Below are 21,976 nucleotides of genomic sequence, written 5' to 3'. Positions count from 1 at the left end.
GGCCTAGTGACCGACAGCCAACTCCAACGACGCCGGTCCCTCTCGCTGTTGCACACGTCGGACTGCCATCTGGGAACTGGTCCGGCCCGGCGCCAGGAAGCGGCCTTTGCCGCGGCCGTCGACTTGGCCATAGCCGAAGCAGTGGACGTCTTCATGATCTCGGGCGACCTGTTCGACCACAACCGGGTAGGCGACGATGTGCTGACCTGGGCCGCCGACCAGTTGGCCCGGCTGTCGTGCCCGGTGGTGATGATCGCCGGCAATCACGACGCCCACCCCGAATCGTCGGTGCTTCACCGGTTTGGGCCCCACATCCACGATCTCCCGATCACCATCCTCGACGACCTCGAAGGCTCGACGACTCACCTCGCCGAGTTGGACCTCACCGTCTGGGGCAAGTCCATGGACGACCACCACCCTGGCTTCCACCCCCTCGATAGTCTCCCCGCCCGCCCAGAGCAGGGCTGGTGTGTTGCAATGGGCCACGGTCTGGTCATGCCCGATGAGACCCCGTCGTATCGATCGTCCCCCATCTACCCCAGCCACCTCGACGCCATCGACTGGGACTATGTGGCCCTGGGCCACATCCATCGCCACCAGATAATCCGCGAATCTCCCTCGGTGATCGCCTACTCCGGGGCCACCGCTGAATCTCTCGAAGGCGAGCCCGCGGCGGTACTCGTCACCCTCGACCCCGATACCGGCGTCTCCCTCAGCCTGCGAGAGTTGACGCCCAGTCCTGTCGCTTAAGGCTTGCCTACACCAGGTACCGACGCTTCGGCGGCGTAGATGGAACCGGTTTTGGCCGCAGTTACCACTTCTCGCTTCCAGTCGTCGGCCGCGCAGATCAGGAGCGTGCGGCGGTCGTCGCCTCCGAGCACGCATGCGACAGGCACTTTGGGGGCCATGTCGTAAGAGTCGGTCACCTCTCCGCCGGGGAGCACCCGGAATACCCGAAGGCCCAGGGGATCGGCCACCCACACCGCGCCCTCGGCGTCGAGACAGATGCCGTCGGGCGGGGCCACCGGTGCCCTGTCCGATTCGGGGACCAGTTCGGCGTAGATTCGCCGGTTGGACAGGGTGCCGTCGGGGGACACATCAAACGCGGTGAGCCGGAAGGCCGCACTCTCAGCCACGATCAGCGTTTCCTCATCAGGGGTGAGGATGTGACCGTTAGGGGCTTCCATTCCGTCGGCACCCACGCTCACCTTGCCATCGGGGGACACCCTCAGCGTCTGGGCGGTGCGCCGCTCGCCCCCTGCGTGGATCTTCTGCCCCATGTCGCCGATGTAGGCGGTGCCGTCGGAGCGCACGATCATGTCGTTGATGTCGCCGATGGCCAGCGGCGACAGGTCGGCGTGCTCCACCATTGACCCGTCGGGCTCTTGGCGCAACAGCTTCTGGGTGGACATGGCCACCACCAGCAGCCGTCCGTCGGGCAGCCAGCCCAGCCCCGACGGGTCGTCCCAGTCGACCACCGCCATCGTCTCGGCGTTGCCGTCCAGGTCGGTGCGCACCACCCGGTGGGCGTGCATGTCGGAAAACCACAGTGCGCCTTGGTGCCACCGGGGCCCCTCGGAGAAATTGAGACCGTCCAGAATCGTGCGCATCAGGTGCCTCCTCATCGGCTTGGTCGCTGACGAGATGGCACAATAGCCCCATGACCATGACTCTCACCCCCGGCATCGACGCTGAAGAGTCATACGAAACCATCCAGGTGAGTCGGATCGGCGGTTCACTGGGTGCGGTGATCTCCGGCGTGGACCCCCGAGACGGCCTGACCGACCAGCAGTTCGCAGAGGTCCACGAGGCGCTGCTCCGCCACGAGGTGATCTTGTTCCGCAACGTGCCCATGAGCGCCGACGACCAACTGGAGTTTGCCTCCCGCTGGGGCCAGCCCAGCATCTTCCCCCTGTCGGCGGCGATGGGGGCCACCGAGCCTTCTACATCGGTGATCCGCGACGACGCCGACAGCCCGCCCACCACCGACAACTGGCACACCGACGTGACCTGGATCGAGGTGCCCCCTAAGGTCGCCCTGCTCCAAGCCACCGTCGTTCCTCCCTACGGCGGTGACACCATGTGGTGCAGCATCACCTCGGCCTACGACGCCCTGTCGGAACCGATGCGGGCCATGATCGACGGGCTGGAGGTGCACCACTCCAACTATCCCCAGTTCTGCACCAGCATGGCCGAGAAGTCGGGGAGCTGGGATCTGGTGCCCTTGTTGCGGGAGGCCTATCCCGGCGTTGAGCACCCTCTAGTGCGCACCCATCCCGAGACCGGGCGACGGGCGCTGTATGTGGCCACCAACTTCCAGCAGTATGTGGTGGGTATGAAGGAGGCCGAAAGCGAGGCTCTGCTCGACTTCCTTTTGCGCCACATCAACCAGCCCCGCTTCCACTGCCGGTGGTCGTGGACAGAAGGCGACCTGGCCATCTGGGACGAGCGGTCCACCAACCACCGGGGCGTGTCGGATCACTACCCCCAGGTCCGGGAGGTGCGCCGCTGCACCGTGGACGGCGACCGCCCCTACTTCGACCCCTCGGTGCCCTACCAGCCCAAGGCCGCCTACCAGCCCCAGTAGTCCCCGCCGAAGCGCTCGTCGCGCTCGGCCAGCGCGCCCTTCATGCCCTTCTCCCGCGATGTCTCGTGGAAGTCGAACTCGTCGGGGCTGCGGCGGGTGCCCATCACGAACAGAGGGTGGACGCCGTAATGGGGGGTGAAGGCCTGGCCGATGCCCAGCATGTCGTAGGCCAGATGGGCCACGGCGCGCCCGGTAGCGATGCCGTCGCGGGGCAGGCTGGCCAGCGCCCCGGTGAGCTGGGCCACTGCCTCGTCGAGCTCATCTCGGGGCACAACCCGGTTGACCAGGCCCAACCGCTCGGCCTCGGCCGTGTCGAACTTGCGCCCGGTCACCACCAGCTCGTTGGTGCGCTTCAACCCGATCTGAGAGGCCAACATCGGGTAAAGCCACGACGTGCCCGCCGAGCCGAAGCGCTCCTCAGGCAGGCCGAAAGTCGCGTCATCAGACACCACTGCGAAATCACACACCAGCAGCAGATACAGCCCCGCGCCGATGCACGGCCCGTGAACTCGGGCCACGATGGGCTTGGCCGAGTACAAGAGGTCGCGCATCACCCACGCCCGGCGGCGCAGACCGGCGATGGCGAACCGCCCGCCTTTGGTCTCGGCCCCGCCGTAGAAGTCGTCGGGACTGGACAGGTCGAACCCCGCGGTGAACCCCCGTCCTGCTCCGGCCAACACGATGCACTTGACGTCGTCATCGCCCTCGGCCTGGCGGACAAAGGCCACGATCTGGTCGAACATCTCGTCGGTCAGCGCATTGAACACGTCCGGCCGGTTGAGGGTGATCGAGGCCACCGCCCCGTCTGTCACATAGGTCACTTGGTCTTCAGCCATGGCCCCTATCCTGTCGGATCGTGAGCAATCCACCCACTCGGCTGGCCCGACGGCTGGGTACCGGGGATGCCATCATGATGGGGCTGGGATCGATGATCGGGGCCAGCGTGTTCGCCGCCATCGGGCCGGCTGCCGCCGCCGCGGGTTCGGGCCTGATGATCGGTCTGGCCGTGGCCGGCGTGGTGGCATTCTGCAACGCCACCTCCTCGGCACAGTTGGCAGCCCTCTACCCCGCATCGGGGGGCACTTACATCTATGGCCGCAAGCGCCTTGGGCATTTGGCTGGGTTCAGTGCGGGTTGGGGGTTTGTTGTCGGCAAATCGGCCACCCTGTCGGTATCCGCACTTGCGTTTGGGGCCTATGCCCTCCCCGAGGCTCCCCGGCTAGCAGGCATTGCCGCGGTTGTCGTGGTTACCGCCATCAACCTCCGGGGTATCACTCGCACAGCGAAGGCCACTCGGGTCACCGTCTCCCTGGTGCTAATCGCCCTCGGGCTGGTGGTCGCCGCCTCGGTGGGCGGGGGCAACACCAATGCCGACAATTTGGCCGGCTGGGGGGACTACGGGGCTCGCGGGATTTTGGAGTCTGCCGGCCTGTTGTTCTTCGCCTTCGCTGGCTACGCCCGCATCGCCACCCTCGGCGAGGAGATCAGAGATCCGGCCCGGACCATCCCCCGAGCCATCCCTGCCGCGCTGGGCCTCACTCTGGTGATATACGCCGCGGTGTCGGCCACCGCCCTTTGGGCCGTCGGTCCCGAGCTATTGGCCGAGGCGGTCGCCCCGCTGGCCGCAGCCACCGACGCCGGGTCATGGAACGGGCTCACTCCGGTAGTGCGGGTGGGTGCGGCCATCGCGTCGGCCGGAGCACTCCTCGCCCTTGTTGCCGGAGTGAGTCGCACCACATTCGCCATGGCTGCCGAAGGCGACTTGCCCCGCGTCTTGGACAAGGTCCATCCAACCTACAAGGTGCCCCATTTCGCTGAAATCGCGGTGGCCGCGGTGGTCATCGTGCTGGTATCGCTCACCGATCTGCGCAGCGTGCTTGGCTTCAGTTCGTTCTGCGTGCTGTTCTACTACGCCGTGACCAACGCCTCGGCGTGGACCCTCTCCCCCGCCCAACGACTATGGCCCCGGTCGTTGAGCGCCCTTGGTTTCATCGGCAGCGCGACCCTGGCAATCACCCTCCCCAGTGCATCTGCGCTCACCGGACTTGCCGTCCTCGCCGCTGGGATTTTGCCCTGGCGAGTCCGACAAGCACTCAATCCCGCGTCACCGAGATAGCTCAACGACAATAGAAGACTGCGAGGTCGAGCGGCTTTCCCCGATCAGACATCGTCTTGCACGTGGGCGCAGATCTGGTCCTCGAAGGTGAAATCCAGATCGAGGCTCTGGTCGAGGCCCTCGGCCACCATCCAGCGGTGCACTTGATCGACCATGGCGGCCAGGGTGTACTCCGGCTCCCAGCCGATGTCAGTCCGCAGGCGGTCGACCGAGAACACCACGCTGCGGTTCCAGCGGTGGAGGTTGGGGGCCAGTCGCTGCACCAACTGGGCCAGTTTGAACCTCCGCCGGGTTTGGTCGGCGTTGGGCCGGGCGGTGTCTGAGCTGCGGATGTCGATGTGCACCGGCGAGGCCTGCCCTTCCTCGAATACCAGGGCGCCGTCCCACAGGTCGTCCATCACCGGCGCGGGGATGAAGACCTTGTCGGCGTCGGTGCCCAGCACCTCGGCGAAGGTATCCACGTATCCCTCGTCTGACTGATACGTCCCGCCGGTGAGGTTGTAGCGCTTCCCGAAGGTCTGGGGCTGGAGCATCATCATCCGCAAGGCTCGGGACTGGTCGTCGACGTGGCCCACCTGGCCCACCGTGGTGCCGTCGCCGGGGATCAGCACTGGGCGGTTCTTCAACAGCCGCAGGATCATCCGCTGTTCTCGGTCGGCGAGGATGTTGCGAGGGCCGAACACCATGGAGAACGGCACGATGGTGGCCGGGAACCCCCGGCTGCGCCATGCGTCGATGAGGATGTCCTCGCACAGCAGCTTGTGCAGCCCATACTCGTTCTGATTGGGACCCCGGTCAACCGGGTGGTCCTCGGTGATGGGCAGGATATTGGTGGGGCCATAGATGACCGTGGACGAGGCGAATATGTAGTGCCCGATGCGCCCCTCGAACACGTCGATCATCAGCTCCACGTCGGCTGGGTGGTAAGCGCTCATATCCTGGACGACGTCGAAGCTCTCCCCGCCGAGCACCGATCGCACCTGATCGTGGTCGGTGCGGTCGGCCACCAGCCGGCGCACCGACCAGGGAAAGTCCACCTGGGTGCGCCCCCGGTTCAACACGGTCACCTCGTGGCCATGCTTCACCAACTCCATGACCAGCGAGTAGCCATTGAACTGGCTCCCGCCCATCACCAAGATCTTCATACGTGCTCCCTTGTTGCTTGAATCGACTTCAACGGCACACGCCGGCTTCGGCTAGGGCTTCTACTTCTTCGGGGGGGATGCCCAGGACTTCGCCGAGCACCTCGATGGTGTCGGCACCGAGCACCGGGGACGGGCCGGCGGTGCGCTTGGCGGTGCGGCTGAAGCGGATGGGGTTGGCCACGTGGGTCTCTTTGCCCACCACCGGGTGCTCCAGCACGTCGAGCGCGCCGCGAACGGCCAAGTGCTCGTCGCCCAAGTGGTCGTAGGGACCCATCACCGCCATGGCCGACACCCTGGCGGCTTGCATGCGCTCGGCCCGGTCGGCGGCCAGGCCCTGGGCCATCCAGGCGGCTACGGCGGCGTCCACCAACTCGACATCGGCCAGCCGGTCGGCGTTTGCCGGCCAGCGGTTCTCCACGCCGATCACCTCGCAGCATCGCCGCCACGACTCGTCATCGTGGCAGGCCAGCGCCACCCAGTCGTCGTCGCCACCCGCCCGGTACACGTCGTGGGGAGCGACCTCGCCTGAGCGGTTGCCACAGGCCTGGGGATCGGCGCCGGCTTCGGCCGCGCCCATGTACACCTCGCCAATGAGGTAGGCGGCGGCCTCGGTCTGGGCCATGTCGATGAGCTGGCCCTCGCCGGTGCGCTGTTTGTGGTCCAGGGCGGACAGCACCGCCACCGCCAGCAGCTTGCCCGCTATGTGGTCGGGATGGTTCAGCGTGGTGCCGCACGGAACCGGCACATCGGCGTGGTTCCACAGCCAGTGGGCCCCGGCGAAGCTGGCGTTGAGCGGCCCGTAGGCTGGCATCTTGCCCATCGGGCCGCCCCGGCCGTATCCCTGCGAGCACACGTACACTAGGTCGGGTCGCTTGGCCGACATGTCGTCCCACCCCAGCCCGAGCTTGTCCAGCGACCCGCCCCGCAGGTTCTCGGCCACCACATCGGCGGCCATGAACAGCTCCATGGCCAGCTCCCGGCCCTTCTCAGTATTCATATCCAGGGCCACCGACCGCCGCCCCCGACTCTCGGCGTTGAACGGGAAGGCCTTGTTGAGATCACCCCGACCGGCAAAGCGCAGTGAGTCGGGATGGGCCACCGATTCGATCTTGATGACGTCGGCCCCGAGCTCCGACAGCATCCAAGTGCCCTCGGGCACCACCGCGGCCATGCCGAATTCCACCACTCGCACCCCGGCCAGCAATTGGCCGTTGTCGCCTGAGCTGTTGGACAGGCCTGGTGCCCACGGATTGTCGGCGGGGCGGCCACTGAATTGAACTCGCTTGTCCTTTGCCCGAGGTGCCCGGTTTCGCACTCCCGCCGGCGTGCCCGACAGCTTCCATGGGGCATCGGGCATCGGCAGACCCTCAGAGCCCTCCACGTCGTAGCGGAAGAACCCCCGGCCAGCCACTTGCGGATGGGCGGCGAACTCGCTGGGCGATTGGATCATCCCGATGGTCGTTCCCACGGCCAAGCCATGCTCGAACAGATCGGTTCGATCTCGCTGCGAGGTGATGGCGTCCGCCACCATGTGGATTACGTCCCGATTGCGGCCCCGGAACACGCCATCGGCCCACTCCGGGCCGGTTAGAGCGTCGGGATTGCCCAGCACCTCCACGAATCCGGTCCACTGGTAGGGCGTGCCGATCACCGTGCGCACCCAGCCGTCGCGGGCCGGGAAGATCCAGTAGTTTCCGTCGGCGTTGCGACGACCCTCAGCAGGCAGTTCGGGAAAATGCCGCACATAGTCGGGGATCAGCACCGACCACGGGTTGAGCCCCGACAGGGCCGCCTCCTGAACGCTTACCTCCACAACCTGGCCTTGGCCGTGCCGACGGCGGTCCATCACCGCGGCCAGCCCGCCGACGGCGCCGAACACCGAAGCGCAGTCGTGGGCCAAGTGGCCGGGGTGCCAACACGGGGACTTCTCCCGGAAGCCCGACAGGAAGTGCCCGCCCGATGAGGCGAACGCCGGCAGGGGCTCCAGCTTCCAGTCCGAGCGGGGGCCGGTGAGCCCCATGTCGGTCAGGGCCACCACCACGAGTTGGGGATGGCGCCCGGTCACTTCGTCGAGGTCCAAACCGGTGTTGTCGATTAGCAGGTCGGCGTCGGCTATCAGGGTTTGCATCTCGGAGGGGTTGCCTGCTGCTTTGTTGGCGTTGCGGTGGGCGTGGGCCAATCCGTCGGGATCGGGAACTGGCGGCACTCGGATCACCTCGGCCCCCAGATCGCCCAGCACCCGGGCGCACAGCGCCCCCCGCATATCGGTGTGGTCCACCACCCTCAGCCCGCCCAGCGCGCCGGGGCTCATGCCTGCGGCCGAGCTCATCGGATGCGGGGCTCGATCCTGGTCTGCTCCTTGATGCCTCGGGCCTTCTCGGTGATCTCCTCCTCGGCCCCGGCCAGGCTCAAAAAGGCCACCCCGCTGTTCACCGCATTGGCCAGCGTTGTGTACTGGGCAGTCCACAAACCCTTCATGGTGGCTTCTACCGCCAGACGCTCGGGCGCCGACACGATGGCCTCTGCGCACCAGCGGGCCGTGTCTATCAGCTCGTCGAGCGGTACCACCTCCTGCACCAGCCCGATCTGGAAGGCCCGCTGGGCTGACATGCGCTCGTGGCGGCCCAGCAGCGACATCCGCATGACCTCGCCCAGGGGCATCCGCTGGAGCATGAACATGGGCTCGTTCACCGCGGGCATGCCGTGGCTCACATGGGGGTCGAAGAAAGTGGCGTTGTCGGAGGCAATGATGAACTCCACCTCGCCCAGCAGGTAGAACGCGCCGCCAGCGGCCATACCGTTCACCGCGGCGATAACCGGACGCCAGTAGTCATTGGACTTGGGGCCGACAGTGGAGATCGGGTCGTCCACCATGAACGGCGAAGCGGGCTGCTTCCACGACCCGGTGATGTCCACTCCGGTGCTGAAGGCCCGGTCCCCCGCCGCGGTGAGGATCACGCACCGCACGTCGTCGTTGTAGCGGAGGTGGGCCCACAAGGCTCGAAGCTCTTCGCAGGAGGTGTTGTCCATGGCGTTGAGCCGCTCGGGCCGGTTCAAGGTGACCACCGCCACCCCGTCGGACTCCTCGTACAGCAAGTTCTTATAGCTGGGCACGGCCCGAAGCGTAGTACCGCCAATGCGACCGGTTGATAGGCCGGCATTACCATCGCCGCTCATGGATATTGGAAGAATCGGATTGTGGCAGGGCGTGCTGGATCAGCGGCCCTCAAGCCAGGTACAAGAGGTCGTGGCCGAATTGGAGGAGATGGGCTGGCCCACGCTGTGGATTCCCGAGGCCGTGGGCCGGGATCCGTTTGTGTCGGCGTCGGTCATGCTAGGGGCCACCAGCACGCTGAAGATCGCCACCGGCATCGTGCAGGTCCATGCCCGCCACCCCATGACCACCGCCGCCGCCCAGAAGACGGTGGCCGAGGCGTTCGACAACCGGTTCCTGCTGGGCATCGGCGTAAGCCACGGCCCGTTCATCGAGGGCATCCGCAAGCTGGACTACTCCAAGCCCTACTCCTTCATGGTGGATTACCTCAACGAGATGGAGGGGGCCATGTACATGGCTCACGGCCCCGAGCAAGACCCGCCGCTGGTGCTGGCCGCTCTGGGCCCCAAGATGCTGGCGCTGGCCGCCGAACGCACCGCCGGCGCCCACCCCTACTTTGTGCCCCCGGAGCACACCGCCCTTGCCCGGGAGATCATGGGGCCCGACGCCCTGTTGGCTCCCGAACAAAAAGTGTGCCTGGAAAAAGATCCCGAGGCGGCACGCTCGCTGGCCCGGGAAAACATGGCCCTCTACCTGGGGCTCCCCAACTACGTGAACAACCTCTATCGGCTGGGGTTCACCGAGGCAGATGTGGCCGAGCAGTCCGACCGGCTGGTGGACGCCATCGTGGCCTGGGGCGACTTAGACACCATCCAGGCCCGCATCCAGGCCCACCACGACGCCGGCGCCGACCACGTGGCCGTGCAGGTGCTCTCTCCCCGAGGTGAACTGCCCCTGGCCCAATGGCGAACCCTGGCCGACGCCCTTCTATAGTTCGTCGGCGAAGCTCTTTTGAACGGATAAGGGGCTCGACAGCACGAGGGATCGACATCATGAGCAGACTTTGTGAAGGAAGGGTCGCGGTCATAACCGGAGCAGGACGGGGCATCGGACGGGAATACGCCCTGATGCTGGCCCAGCACGGCGCCAAGGTGGTGGTCAACGACCTGGGCGCCGACCCCGACGGCCGGGGCGGCGACGCCGGACCGGCCGGCGAGGTGGTCGAGGAGATCCGGGCCATGGGCGGCGAGGCCGTGGTGAACGGCGCCGACGTGAGCGACTTCGATGCCGCACGGGACATGATCCACCAGGCCATCGACACCTTTGGCACGCTGGACATCCTTATAAACAACGCCGGCATCCTGCGGGACCGAATGGTGTTCTCCATGAGCGAGGCCGACTGGGACGCGGTCGTGCAGGTGCACCTCAAGGGCACCTTCGCCCCGGTCCACCACGCGGCAGCCTGGTGGCGGGAGCAGACCAAAGCCGGGCAGAGCTTTCAGGCCCGGATCATCAACACCGCATCTCCGTCGGGCATCTTCGGCAACGTGGGCCAGACCAACTACGGCGCGGCCAAGGCGGGCATCGCCGCCTTCACGGTGATCTCGGCCATGGAGCTGGTCCGCTACGGGGTCACGGTGAACTGCATCGCCCCCAGCGCCCTGACCCGGCTCACCGCCCCGCTAATGGGCGGAGATGACATTTCTGAAGAGTTCCAGGAGACAATGTCACCCACCTGGATTGCCCCCATCGTCACCTGGTTGTGCAGCCCTGAGGCAGCCAACGTGACCGGCCGGGTTTGGGTGGTGGGCAACGGCCGCCTCGGCATCGCCGAGGGATGGGCTTTGGGGCCCAACGTCCCCCTAGAGTCCCAAGACCCAACCACCTTGCAACCGGTGGTGGCCGACCTGATGGCCAAAGCTCAACTGAACGCCGACATGAGTGGCAACCCCGCCGAGGGGCCGGGCCGCCCGAGCCAGGAGATCTAGATCTCTTCTACCCGGCAGCGAACCTCGGGCTCGTGGTCGGCCCCTACCCAACGCAGGGCCAACCCGCCGCGGGCGTGGCCGGCGGTGTCCAGCCAGTTGGGGTGTCCGGGGTCTTGTCGGGCCACTACCACCCGCACCGTGCCATCGTCTTCGACCGCGGCGGTGTGGTGATTGAGGTTGGTCCGGTAATACTCGAAGTCCAGCGACTCCAGCCAGTGGTTGCCGAGCTGAATGTTCCAGTACTCGCACTCGGGGGGCTCGAATTCGATGATCCAGGCCTGGTCGGGATCCAGGTCGAAGTAGCCGTAGTTATACGAGGTGTCGGGGTCGCCCTGAGCAAAGGCCAAGAGCTGGGGGTCGATGGGGCGCACCTCGTGGGTATGGGCGGCAAAGCTGGCCGTCCACCCCAGGAACTGGCCCACCACCGCGGCCACGGTGAACCCGGCCCGGCCCAGCGCGCCGGCCAGCCGCTCGGGGTCCACCGGCTCGGGCGGGCTGCCTGAGTCAGTCCGCTCTAGGGTCATCTCGGCGGGGGTCTGGTTGGGCCGGTCAAGCAGGGTCTGTCGGACGGTCAGCGCGTTGGTGCCCTCCTTCATGGCCAGCCAGGGTCCGGTCTGCGGCTCGGCGCTGATGGCCACCTCGAATCGGCCGTCGGTATCCAGCTCAAGATCCTCGGTGGTCAGGTAGCTGTCGCGAATCAGTCCCTCGGGGGTGCCCAGGCCGCCGCTGAATGCCCCCATGCGGATGGAGTGGGCGTCGTTGAGGCGACCCGACAGCCGGTAGTTGAAACGGGGCGACAGCCGGGCGCCCCCGTAGGCGTAGTCGGGGTTGTCCAGGCCGATCTTGACCCCCGCCTGGTTGAGGATGGCCCGGGCCGGGTCGGCCTCCTCCAGATTGGCCTTCAGGAAGTTGGCGGCCAGCCGAGTGACGTAGCGCAACCCCTCGGCCCGGTCGAAGTCGTCGTTGGGTGCGGCTTCCAATACTTGTCGGCCAGCGTCCCTGAGAAGGTCGCAGAACTCCTCCCAGCTTTTGTCCAGATCGAATTCGCTCATTCCACTGCCACCCCGCAAGCCTCGATGTAGTCGGCGTAGCGCTCGTGGACGACATCGGCCCTCAGACCGTACTGATCGGGGCTGTAGTCGTGGACGCCGTGCTCGCCTTTGGGGTGGTCGGCGGCCCATTGGGCCACGGCCCGCTCGGCGGCGGTGTCGAAGCGGTAGCCGAATCGGTCGCAAATGGCCGCCACGCTGCCCAGCGGGTCGGTCTGGAAGTCGGCGAAGTGCAGGTCGTAGAACCGGTCCTCCCGACCGGCTCGGGCGGCCAGCAACCGCTCGATGCCCCGGGCCCACAGCTCGGTCTGCTCCGCGCCGAGGGCGATGTCGTCGGGACGCTGCTCGAATCCCTGGCGGCTCACCCCAGTGAGGCTGCACACCGAGGCGACCGCCTTCAGCGGGTCGCGGTGGGTCATCACCACGTTGGCGTCGGGGTAAGTGGCGAACAGCGCCTCGGGGGCGAACAAATGGCTGGGGTCTTTTAGCAGCCAACAGGTGTCGGGCTCGTCGACGCCGATCAGCCCGATGCTGCGGCGGTGCTGGGCATAGGCCGGACCCATGTCGCTGTTCGCCCACCAGGCTGAATAGGTAGGGATTCGGAACAGGCACTCGAACGTCACGCTGGCGAACGAGTGGCGGAACAAGTTCCAGCACTCGTCGACAAATTCGGCCGATTGGAAGTGGATGGCAGATTGATCCGGATTCATCTCGGCCATGGCGTCCGTCTTGGCCTTGCACGAGACGTAGTCCTCGATCTGCTCCCACTGGTCGCGGGGCGGGCGGGGCTGGGGCATCTCGGCCAGCCACAGCTCCAATCCCTGGAAGCGGGGGCTGGCCGCCATCAGTTGGTGCAAAGCGGTGGTGCCGGTGCGGGGAAGGCCGATGATCACCAAAGGCCGTTCGACATTGACATTGGCTGCCTCAGGCCGGGCTTTCAGGCCGGCTTCGGCTTTGAGCCGGCCCATGAGGGCTCCGGTGGTGATCTCGCCGATGGCGAAACGGCCGATGTCGGTCATGGCCGCCTCGGCCTCCAGCGATTCCTCCAGCACGGTCAAGCCCTCGAGATAGTCGTCGCGGCCGAAGTCGTCGAGCCCTGTCCGCTCGACGGCGGCGGCGTGCCATTGTTCGATGCTGCTCACTGGGCTGCCTCCTTCAGTTGCTGGCCAAATGCGGCCATCGTCTCGGCCGTATCGGCGAAGAACAAGAACGACGGCACGATCAGGCGGTCGCCTCCCAAGTCGGCCACCTCCTGTATGAGTCCGGCTGGGTCGTCCATCGGCGTATTGGGCAGACCGACGGTGATCTCGATTGCCTCCGGGTCACGCCCCGCAGCCGCCGCCTCCTGGTGCATCACGTCGATGAGTTCGGCCATTGACGTTCCCTCCCGCGGTCCAGGCCAAAAGCCGTCGCCCAGCCGACCAGCCCGGCGGGCGGCGGCCTTGGAATGACCGCCGATCACGATGGGCACCCGGCCGTTGGCCGGCTTGGGATTCACGCTGACCCCGGAGAACGAAGCGTGGTCGCTGTCGAACGAAGAGCTGTCCGCGTCCCACAGCGCCCGCATCGCTCCGATGTAGTCGTCGGTGCGCTGGCCCCGGCGCTCCCACGGGATGCCCAAGGCCTCGAACTCCTCTTTCAGCCAACCCACGCCCACCCCGAGGGTGACCCGGCCTCCCGACATGGAGTCGAGCGTGCCCAACGACTTGGCCAGCACCACCGGGTTGCGCTGGGGCAATATCAAGATGCCCGTGCCCAGCCGCAGCGTGGTGGTGGCCGACGCCACCCAGGTCAGCCAGATCAGCGGGTCGGGCAGCGGCGAGTCGGGGGTCATCGCCATTTTGCCCGTCGGGTCGTAGGGGTATTGCGAGGCGTACTCATCGGGGTACACCACGTGCTCCACCGTCCACACCGAGTCGAACCCAGCGGCCTCGGCCGCCTGCCCGAACTCCACCGCGCCCTGTGCGGTGGTCCAGTGGAGGATGTTTGCGAAACCGATGCCGAACTTCATGGCCCGCAACAGTAGGGCAACAGCTAGCTTGCTGACTCCATGGCCGACCAGACGCGCTCGGGGGAAGCGGGCATGTCAAGGTGGCGGATGCCGAGGTGGGACAAGGCGTCGACCACCGCGTTCTGCACTGCGGGGGTGGAGCCCACCGTGCCCGACTCGCCGATTCCCTTGGCTCCCAGCGGGTTGAGCGGGGTGGGGGTGACCGACTCGTGGACTTCGAAGCTGGGCAGCTCGGTGGTGGAGATCACGGCGTAGTCGGCGAAGTTGGAGGTCAACAGGTTGCCGTCGGGGTCGTAGCGGACCTCTTCGATTAGTGCTTGGGCCGCTCCGGCAGCCAACCCACCGTGGATCTGGCCGTGGGCCAGCAGCGGATTGAGCAGGGTGCCAGCGTCGTCCACCGCCACCAGCCGCTCCAGGGTCACCTCGCCGGTACCGGCGTCTACCTCCACTACCGCTATGTGGGTGCCGAACGGGAAGGTGGCCCCGTGCTGTTCGAAGTCGTTCTCCACGAACAGGGTTTCTGAAGCTGCCGCGGCCACGTCGGCCCAGCCGGTTGACCGGGCCGGGGTGCCGACTACGTGGAACTGCCCGGTGTCGGCGTCGAGCACCACGTCGGCGGGTGCAGCCTCCAAAAGGTCGGCAGCCCGCGGCCGAGCTGCCTCGATGAGCTTCTCGGAGGCGTCGAACAGGGCCGAACCGGCGATCTGGGCGGTGCGAGAGCCTCCGGTGATGTCGCTGGAGGGGATCTCGTCGGTGTCGCCGTGGATCATCTCGATTTGGTCCAGGTCGATGCCCAAGGTGTCGGCCACCACCATCGAAAGGGTGGTCACATGGCCCTGTCCGAAGGGAGTGGCCCCGGTACGGGCCAGCACCGTGCCGTCGGGCCGCAGCTCCAGGCTTCCCGTCTCCGTGCAGACCGGACCCATGGGCGAGGTGACCTCCACATAGGTGGCCACCCCGATGCCCAGAAGCCGATGATCGCCCCGCTCCCGGCGGGCGGCCTGTTCGGCCCGAAGCCCGTTGTAGTCGGCCGCTTCCAGCGCGGCCTCCAGCGAGGCCTGGTAATCGCCAGAGTCATAGCCCGCGCCGGTGGGAGTGGTGAGGGGAAAGGCGTCGGCGCCGATGTAGTTGCGGCGGCGCACTTCAGCCGGGTCCATGCCGATCTCGGCGGCGAAGAGATCCACCGCCCGCTCGATGGCCGCGGTGGCCTCGGGGCGACCGGCCCCTCGGAACGCCTGTACTGGGGCGGTGTTGGTCGCCACCGCGGTGGCCGACCAGGCCACGTTGGCAATGTCGTAGTTGCCGCAGGCCATGAGCCCGGTGAAGGTGGGCAGCAGGGCACCCACGCCGGGATATGCGCCGGCGTCGGCCAGCATGTCCAGGCGGTAGTGGGTGAAGCGGCCATCGGCGGTGCCCCCCAGGGTGACGGTCTGGAACTGGGCTCGGCTGTGGCCCAGCGACTGGAGGCTCTCGGTGCGGGTCTCGGCCCACCGCATCGGGCGACCTGCTCTGCGGGCCAGCCAACCCAGCAGGCATTCCTCGGGACCGGGGCTGGCCTTGGTGCCAAAACCGCCGCCCACATCGGGGATTATCACCCGCACCTGCGACGGCTCCAAACCCAGCGCGCCGGCGATGGCTCCCTGGGCGGTGTGGGGACCTTGAGTGCTCGACCAGCAGGTCAGGCGCCCATCCTCGCCCCACGCGGCCGCGGCTACTCGACCCTCGATGGGGCTGGCGTAGATCTTGGAGTTGACGATGCGGTGGGTGATCACCACCTCACACTCGCTGAAATCCATCTCGGCGGTGGGGGGCAGGGCAATGGCCACGTTGGACTCGGCGTCGTCAAACAGCTTGGGGCCCTCAGCAGCAGTCTCCGCATCCACCACGGCGGGCAACGGGTCGTAGTCGGCCCATACTGCTTCGGCGGCGTCGGTGGCCTGCTCGACGGTCTCGGCCACCACCGCGGCAATGGGGTCGCCCACGAAGCGCACCTTGTCGACAGCCAGCAGCGGGCGCGACATGGCGGCATCACCCGCCATCGGCGGCCGGGGATCCAGGTCGACGTCATCGCCGATGACCACTTCGAGCACCCCGGGCATGGCCCGAGCATCGCCGGTTTCCACCGATAGCAGCCGGGCGTGGGCGATAGGCGAACGCACGAACACCACATGGGCCGCCCCTACCACCGGGATGTCGGCCACGTATGTTCCCCCGTTGGTCAGCATCCGGGGATCTTCCACCCGCCTGACCTCGTTGCCCAAAATGCTCATAGCCGGGAAGCGTAGGTCAGGCTATTGGCTGGGACTTATTTGCTACTGCTGAAGCGACTGGCGCCAAGGCTGGGCTTCTAGGCCCATGGGAGTGGACGGCGCCCGGTCGGTGAACGGCCAAAGCTCCTCGGCGATTCTCCGCCAGTTGGCGGTGGCCCCAAGCTGGGCGAACAGCGAGATCAAGCCGAGATTGATCCGCTGGAGCACGACCAACGAAGGCGGCACGTTCAGCACCTTCTTCAACTCGGCATGCTCTCCGGTGGCGTCGAAGATGGCCCTCACCCCCGCAGCGGCGTACTCGGGGGTGAAGGTCCGGGTCTCGTCGGTCAACACGAACTCGTAGAAATGGGTGAAGAACGCCTCCACTTCATCGTCGCTGAAGGGGGCGTCGGCCGGCAGCAGTCCAGCGGCCACCTGTTCGGACCGAAATCGGGGGATGTCACGGTCTATCACCATGGCGGTAAGCATCCGCTCAAACTGGGCGGTCTCCTCTGGGGTGAACCGCTTTACCAGTCCAAAGTCCAAGAAAACGACCGAGCCGTCGGGACCGAAGAGGTAGTTCCCCGGGTGGGGGTCGCCGTTGAAGGCCCACAAGCGGTAGATCGACCCGAATGAGAATCGGTAGATGGTCTCGGCCACCCGATTGCGCTGATCCTGGGGCCAGCCCAGCACCTCTTCGAAGGTGGCTCCCACCGCAAGCTCGGCAGTCAGCACTCGGGCCGAGCTCAGGTCGTCGAACACCTCGGGGACGGATATGTAGGGGTGGCCGTTGTAATGGTCGGCGAACAAGCGCTGGTTAGAAGCCTCGTGCTCGTAGTCCAGCTCCTCGGTGAGCCGTTGACGCAATTCCTCCACGATGGGGGCGGGATCGAGGCCGGGGAACAGAACGGAAAGCGCTCGAAAGATCATCCGGGCCGATCCCAGGTCGGCAGCGATTGCCTCGGCCACGCCGGGGTACTGGATCTTGACCGCGCAGGCCCGGCCATCAGCAGTTATCGCCCGATGGACCTGGCCGATGGACGCGGCCGCGATCGGCACCGGATCCCATTGCTCGAACAGCTCGCCAGGCGGAGCCCCTAGTTCGGCGGCGACGACCGACTCGGCCAGGGCCGGGCTCATGGGCGGGGCATTGGCCTGGAGCTGGGCCAAAGAGGTCCGAGTTGTCTCGGGCAGCCCCACATCCAGGTAGCTGGCCATCTGGCCGATCTTCATGAGGGCACCCTTCATGTTGCCCAGCACTTCCACTACATCGGCCGCAGTGCGAAGCTCCCGCTCGGCGTCGAGGGCTTCGGTCCGCTGGGCGTCGGCGAACACCTGGCGGGCTTTGGCCGTCGCCCATCGTCCGCCGCTGCGAGCCCCCAATCCGGCCACTTTGGCCGTGCGCCCGACCCGCCCTCGTCGCGGAACCGCCCCTCGACCACGCCCATCTGCCACGCCGCCGAAAATACCGGCCCGGCCGCTGCTCCTCCTACCTTTGGCCGAGGACGGCACGATGACTGGTTTCCGGCATTTCGTGGGACATCAGCCGGCACGGGGATGTATCGTGAAGTGGAACAGTTCCGCTATGCGGTACACGAGCTGTCACCAGTTTGGGCCGCGCTTCATCCCCCGTAGATCAATCACGGAGTCCCAGTCATGCGAATTCTCATTGCTGACAGCTTGGCTGAGAGCGCCGTCGAGCGGTTGCGGGCTGGGGGCGATGTCTGTGTGGTCGATCCCTCGCTGACTGATAACAGCTTGCCCGATCACATTGCCGGATTCGACGTGCTGGTGGTGCGCAGCACCAAGGTCACCGGCGCAACCTTGGAGGCGGCCGACCGGCTCGGTCTGGTAGTGAGGGCCGGCGCGGGAACCAACACCATCGATGCCAACCGGGCCGCTGAACTGGGCATCTTCGTGTGCAACGTGCCCGGGCGCAACGCCATCGCGGTGGCCGAGTTGGCCATCGGGCTGATGTTCGCCATCGACCGCCACATCGCCCCCGCCACCGCCGATCTTCGCACCGGTGATTGGAACAAGCAGGCGTACAGCGAGGCCCGAGGGCTGTTCGGCTCCACCCTGGGCATCATCGGTATGGGCGCCATCGGTATCGAAGTCGCCCAGCGGGCCAGTGCCTGCGGCCTGAAAGTCATCGCCGAGCTCCGTAATGACCGAACCCGCGACGTGGGCCGCCGGATGGCCGACATCGGGGTGGCGGAAGTGCCTGATAGGGCCGCGCTACTGGCCGCCAGCGACATCGTGTCGCTGCACGTCCCCGGCGGCACGGACACCATTGGGATGGTGGATACCGAATTCTTAGCGGCCATGAAGCCTGATGCGGTGCTTATCAATACCAGCAGGGGCGAGGTGGTGGACGAGGCCGCCCTGCTGGCCGCTTTGGATTCCACCGACCTGCGGGCTGGCCTTGACGTATTCGCCGAAGAGCCGTCGGGGGGGTTCGGGCAGATCAGTTCGGAGTTGGCCCGCCACCCGAAGGTGACGGCCACCCATCATATCGGCGCCTCCACCGAACAGGCCCAGATGGCTGTGGCCGAAGGCACCGCCGAGGTGATCGAGGCCTATCGCCAAGGCGTTGTGCTCGACTGCGTCAACCTGGAGCGGGTCCCCAACCGCACCGCCACGCTGAGCATCCGCCACCACGACCGAGTGGGTGTGCTGGCCTGTGTTTTGCAAGAGTTGAGCCGGCTCCACCTGAACGTGGCCAACATGCAGAATCGGATCTTCTCCGGTTCGGAGGCGGCGGTGGCCATCATCGAGGTAGGCGGAACAATCGACGACGAGCTTCTGGGCACTCTCAGCGCCATCGAACATGTGATCTGCGCCTCAGTGCTGGACACTGATCCGGAGGCAGCGCAATGACCGATACGCAGCCGGCAGTTGAGCAGAGCCCAGTGGTCGAGCCCATGGTCGCCCCCTTTGCCGGCTGGGTGGTACACCCCGACTGGGCAGAGCGGGTGATAAGCCGGGCTTACGACAATCTCTCACCGCTTCAGCGCCAAACCCTGGTGGCATCCAACCCTTATAGCTATATGAACGTCACCCGGAGCCGTGAGGACCTCTTCGACAACACCGACATTTCACAAGACGATTTGGTGGCCGAAGGCGCCGCCGCCCTTACCCGGCTGCTCAAGGCAAAGGCATTCACCCCGACCGGTCGGCCGGCCCTGTACCTGTACCGACTGACCCACAAGCAGGGCATGCAGACCGGAGTGGTGTGCACCGTGCCGGTGGGAGGCTTTGACGACGGTCGCATTCGCATACACGAGCGCGTCCATGACGACCGGGCCGATCTGCTCACCACCCACCTTCAAGGTGTGGGCGCCACGTCCAGCCCGGTGGCCATGGCCGTTCGGTCCACTGCCGAGCTCCACAACCAGCTGTTCGACATCACCTCGGCGGTGCCCGCTGATCTGGAGTTCGGATCCACTGTAGTGCGCCATCAGATTTGGACGGTTCCCGACGACTACACAGAGTCGCTGGCCGCGGCTTTTGACCACCAGGTGCTTTACGTCACCGACGGTCACCACCGCTCAGCTGCCGCAGTGAGAGCCATGGCCGCCGAGCCGAACGACCCGGTATTGGCCCGGACTCTGGCCGTGGTGTTCCCCGACGACCAGCTCCACGTGCAGGCCTTCCACCGACTGGCCGTCGACCACATTGATCGCACCTCTGAAGAATGCTTGGCCGCCCTGGATGACGTGGTGGAAGTGACACCGGTCTTCTCTTCCCAACAAGCCCGCCCCCAAAAGAGAGGGAAGGCCGGACTCTACCTGGGAGGATCGTGGCACCAAGTGGAGTTGCCGTCGACAGTAGGCAATGGAGCGGTGAACGGCTTGGATGTGGAGCGACTGAGGCGATCCATCCTTTGCCCGGTGCTCTGTGCCGACGAACTAAGCCAACCTGGGGACGTGGAGTATCTCCCCGCCTCTCTCGGCCTCGACGAGTTGGCCCGCCGTTGTGATGCGGATAACCGGGTGGGATTCGCACTTCATCCCATGACGGTGCGCGAACTCATGGCTGTGGCCGACGAGCGGGGCCTGATGCCGCCCAAGTCGAGCTTCTTTTCCCCAAAGCCTCGCTCCGGGGTGTTCTTGCGGGTGCTGGGCCGGGGGGCCACCGCCCATCTGCCCGCTTCCTAGTCGAACAAGTACTGTTTTCGGCGTGCTGATCTCATCGGACTCTCACGTTGTCGAACCGGGTGACCTGTGGCTAGAGCGGCTGCCGAAGCGATTGCGGGATCGGGCACCCCGAGCAGTGCAGGACCCCGACAACCACTACTGGTATTTCGAGGCCCCCGACATGGGCCGGGGGGTGAACCTGACCCTGTCGCGCAACGCCGGGATGACTCAGACCGAGGTGGATGCCCTGCTGGCCGCCGATCCAGACGCCTGGATCGGGGCGACCGGCGGACACGATCCGGTTACCCGACTGGCCGACATGTGGGTTGACGACACGGTGGCCGATGTGGTGTACCCCACGGCTGGACTGTCGCTACTGCAATACGACGACGTTGAGCTCCAACTGGCCTGTATCCAGGTTTACAACGACTGGCTGGCCGAGTTTTGCGCCGTCGATCCCAACCGGATCATCGGCATCGCCATGATCCCCACCTGGGACATCGAGGTGAGCGTAGCCGAGCTGATCCGCTGCGGAGACATGGGGCTGCGGGGCGCCATCATGTGGAGCTCGCCCCCTGCCACTCGGGAGTACAGCTTCTTCTCCGACCGGTACGAGCCGCTGTGGGCCACCGCCGCCGAGCGGTCGATTCCGATATCCATCCACATCCTGGCCGGTCACCAAACCAAGGGCATCAGCCAATACGGCGTAACCGTGGAGGGCACTTACTACTTCGGGATGAGGTCGCGCGATGAACTGGCCCACACCACTGCTGAATTAATCGCCGCCGGGGTGTTCGAGCGCCATCCCGACCTGCGAATCGTGGCCGCCGAGGGGGGCATCGACTACGCCGCACGGCTGGAGCAGAGACTCGATGTCACCTACAGCGGCGCATGGAGTCGGATCGACGACCGGCTGACCATGAAGCCATCGGAGTACTTCCGCCGCAACGTGTACCTCACCTACATCGAAGACCCGATCGGCCTGAACAACCTGCGGTTCACCGGCAGCGACCATTTCATGTGGTCCAGCGACTACCCCCATGGTGCAGCCACCTGGCCCAGGTCTCAGGAGTTCACCGCTTTGGAGTTCGACGAGGCCGATGTGAGCGAAGCTGACCGCCGCAAGCTCACCCTCACCAATGTGGCCGAGCTCTACAGCATCGATCTGGACACCGTGAGCCAGCCGTCGCCGGTCATCGCCGACAAAACGACGACGTCAGTCAGCTGATCGGCACTTGCCGGGAATCAGGCGGGGCCGCGGGCGGTTGCTTGTTGATCAGGTGGGTGGCCGCCGACTCGAAGTACTCCAGCATGGCGGTGCGGACATCGTCGGGCATCTCAGCTTCGCCTACCGCCGCGCGCATGTGACCCATCCAGGCATCACGCTCGGGGGCCCCGATCTCGAAGGGGGCGTGTCGCATCCGCAACCGAGGGTGGCCCCGCTCGGCGCTGTAGTGCGGCGGCCCGCCCCAGTACTGGGCCAAGAACCCGGCCAGCCGGCTTCGAGACGGTCCCAAATCCTCGGGATACAGGGGGCGCAGCACCGGATCGTCGGCCACGCCGTCGTAGAAGCGGTCGACCAGTTGGTCGAAGAACGCCAGTCCGCCCACCACGTCGTACACCGACTGATCCACCGG

Annotated in this window: 19 protein-coding genes; 8 read left to right on the top strand and 11 right to left on the bottom strand. The window is 66.2% G+C overall.

Annotation, left to right across the window (positions count from 1 at the left end):
* The first annotated feature begins 6 nt into the window (after positions 1-6).
* A complete protein-coding gene (locus tag ACOOGG_RS03965) occupies positions 7-750 on the top strand; it encodes a metallophosphoesterase family protein (protein WP_420432513.1) in 744 nt (247 codons plus the stop codon).
* On the opposite strand, the gene ACOOGG_RS03960 is transcribed toward ACOOGG_RS03965, so the two are convergent.
* Positions 747-1,610, bottom strand: coding sequence for an SMP-30/gluconolactonase/LRE family protein (locus ACOOGG_RS03960; protein WP_420432511.1), 864 nt, complete (start codon positions 1,608-1,610; stop codon positions 747-749). The genes ACOOGG_RS03965 and ACOOGG_RS03960 overlap by 4 nt on opposite strands.
* A gap of 50 nt (positions 1,611-1,660) precedes the next feature.
* Here ACOOGG_RS03960 and ACOOGG_RS03955 point away from each other — a divergent pair, with 50 nt between their 5' ends.
* The gene (locus ACOOGG_RS03955) at positions 1,661-2,587 is read left to right on the top strand and encodes a TauD/TfdA dioxygenase family protein (RefSeq protein WP_420432509.1); all 927 of its coding nucleotides are present in this window, start codon (positions 1,661-1,663) and stop codon (positions 2,585-2,587) included.
* Here ACOOGG_RS03955 and ACOOGG_RS03950 read toward each other — a convergent pair.
* A complete protein-coding gene (locus tag ACOOGG_RS03950) occupies positions 2,572-3,423 on the bottom strand; it encodes an enoyl-CoA hydratase/isomerase family protein (RefSeq protein ID WP_420432507.1) in 852 nt (283 codons plus the stop codon). The genes ACOOGG_RS03955 and ACOOGG_RS03950 overlap by 16 nt on opposite strands.
* Before the next feature lie 20 nt (positions 3,424-3,443).
* On the opposite strand from ACOOGG_RS03950, the gene ACOOGG_RS03945 reads away from it, so the two are divergent.
* Positions 3,444-4,703, top strand: a complete 1,260-nt coding sequence (locus tag ACOOGG_RS03945; protein WP_420432505.1) for an APC family permease — start codon at positions 3,444-3,446, stop codon at positions 4,701-4,703.
* A 44-nt stretch (positions 4,704-4,747) separates the two neighbouring features.
* Here the strand turns inward: ACOOGG_RS03945 and ACOOGG_RS03940 are convergent, their stop codons facing one another.
* The 3 genes from ACOOGG_RS03940 to ACOOGG_RS03930 are packed head-to-tail and all read right to left on the bottom strand — an operon-like array spanning position 4,748 to position 8,962.
* Positions 4,748-5,848 carry an NAD-dependent epimerase/dehydratase family protein gene (locus ACOOGG_RS03940; RefSeq protein WP_420432503.1) on the bottom strand — a complete coding sequence of 367 codons (1,101 nt, stop codon included), beginning with the start codon at positions 5,846-5,848 and terminating at the stop codon, positions 4,748-4,750.
* Between the two features lie 28 nt (positions 5,849-5,876).
* A complete protein-coding gene (locus ACOOGG_RS03935) occupies positions 5,877-8,177 on the bottom strand; it encodes a CoA transferase (RefSeq protein ID WP_420432501.1) in 2,301 nt (766 codons plus the stop codon).
* A complete protein-coding gene (locus ACOOGG_RS03930) occupies positions 8,174-8,962 on the bottom strand; it encodes an enoyl-CoA hydratase/isomerase family protein (protein WP_420432499.1) in 789 nt (262 codons plus the stop codon). Before ACOOGG_RS03930 ends, ACOOGG_RS03935 begins: the two co-directional genes overlap by 4 nt.
* 61 nt (positions 8,963-9,023) lie before the next feature.
* Here ACOOGG_RS03930 and ACOOGG_RS03925 point away from each other — a divergent pair, with 61 nt between their 5' ends.
* The gene (locus ACOOGG_RS03925; RefSeq protein WP_420432497.1) at positions 9,024-9,896 is read left to right on the top strand and encodes an LLM class F420-dependent oxidoreductase; all 873 of its coding nucleotides are present in this window, start codon (positions 9,024-9,026) and stop codon (positions 9,894-9,896) included.
* 59 nt (positions 9,897-9,955) lie between these two features.
* Entirely contained in the window at positions 9,956-10,891 is a 936-nt protein-coding gene (locus tag ACOOGG_RS03920) for an SDR family oxidoreductase (RefSeq protein ID WP_420432495.1), read from the top strand.
* Here ACOOGG_RS03920 and ACOOGG_RS03915 read toward each other — a convergent pair.
* Genes ACOOGG_RS03915 through ACOOGG_RS03895 form a run of 5 tightly spaced genes read right to left on the bottom strand, consistent with a single transcriptional unit; the run spans position 10,888 to position 17,655 of the window.
* Entirely contained in the window at positions 10,888-11,943 is a 1,056-nt protein-coding gene (locus tag ACOOGG_RS03915) for a DUF1214 domain-containing protein (protein ID WP_420432493.1), read from the bottom strand. The two genes, ACOOGG_RS03920 and ACOOGG_RS03915, sit on opposite strands and share 4 nt — an antisense overlap.
* Positions 11,940-13,082, bottom strand: coding sequence for a sulfotransferase family protein (locus ACOOGG_RS03910; protein ID WP_420432491.1), 1,143 nt, complete (start codon positions 13,080-13,082; stop codon positions 11,940-11,942). Before ACOOGG_RS03910 ends, ACOOGG_RS03915 begins: the two co-directional genes overlap by 4 nt.
* Positions 13,079-13,951, bottom strand: a complete 873-nt coding sequence (locus ACOOGG_RS03905) for an LLM class F420-dependent oxidoreductase (protein WP_420432489.1) — start codon at positions 13,949-13,951, stop codon at positions 13,079-13,081. Before ACOOGG_RS03905 ends, ACOOGG_RS03910 begins: the two co-directional genes overlap by 4 nt.
* A gap of 23 nt (positions 13,952-13,974) precedes the next feature.
* A complete protein-coding gene (locus ACOOGG_RS03900; RefSeq protein WP_420432487.1) occupies positions 13,975-16,221 on the bottom strand; it encodes a xanthine dehydrogenase family protein molybdopterin-binding subunit in 2,247 nt (748 codons plus the stop codon).
* Positions 16,222-16,263: 42 nt separating this feature from the next.
* Complete coding sequence (locus ACOOGG_RS03895) at positions 16,264-17,655, bottom strand: ABC1 kinase family protein (RefSeq protein WP_420432483.1); 1,392 nt, start codon at positions 17,653-17,655, stop codon at positions 16,264-16,266.
* A gap of 201 nt (positions 17,656-17,856) precedes the next feature.
* Here ACOOGG_RS03895 and ACOOGG_RS03890 point away from each other — a divergent pair, with 201 nt between their 5' ends.
* Genes ACOOGG_RS03890 through ACOOGG_RS03880 form a run of 3 tightly spaced genes read left to right on the top strand, consistent with a single transcriptional unit; the run spans position 17,857 to position 21,567 of the window.
* Entirely contained in the window at positions 17,857-19,080 is a 1,224-nt protein-coding gene (locus ACOOGG_RS03890) for an NAD(P)-dependent oxidoreductase (RefSeq protein ID WP_420432481.1), read from the top strand.
* Positions 19,077-20,360: a DUF1015 family protein gene (locus tag ACOOGG_RS03885; RefSeq protein ID WP_420432479.1), complete on the top strand. Its 1,284-nt coding sequence runs from the start codon at positions 19,077-19,079 to the stop codon at positions 20,358-20,360. The genes ACOOGG_RS03890 and ACOOGG_RS03885 overlap by 4 nt, the downstream gene beginning before the upstream one ends.
* Positions 20,361-20,382: 22 nt before the next feature.
* Positions 20,383-21,567: an amidohydrolase family protein gene (locus ACOOGG_RS03880; RefSeq protein ID WP_420432477.1), complete on the top strand. Its 1,185-nt coding sequence runs from the start codon at positions 20,383-20,385 to the stop codon at positions 21,565-21,567.
* Here ACOOGG_RS03880 and ACOOGG_RS03875 read toward each other — a convergent pair.
* Positions 21,560-21,973: a globin gene (locus ACOOGG_RS03875; RefSeq protein ID WP_420432475.1), complete on the bottom strand. Its 414-nt coding sequence runs from the start codon at positions 21,971-21,973 to the stop codon at positions 21,560-21,562. The genes ACOOGG_RS03880 and ACOOGG_RS03875 overlap by 8 nt on opposite strands.
* Positions 21,974-21,976: the final 3 nt, after the last annotated feature.

It is taken from the genome of Candidatus Poriferisocius sp. (genome assembly GCF_965214065.1).
In the GTDB taxonomy this organism is placed as follows: Bacteria; Actinomycetota; Acidimicrobiia; order Acidimicrobiales; family Bin134; genus Poriferisocius.
The sequence above is the reverse complement of the archived record's forward strand: the minus strand, read 5'-3'. Positions and strand labels throughout refer to the sequence as shown.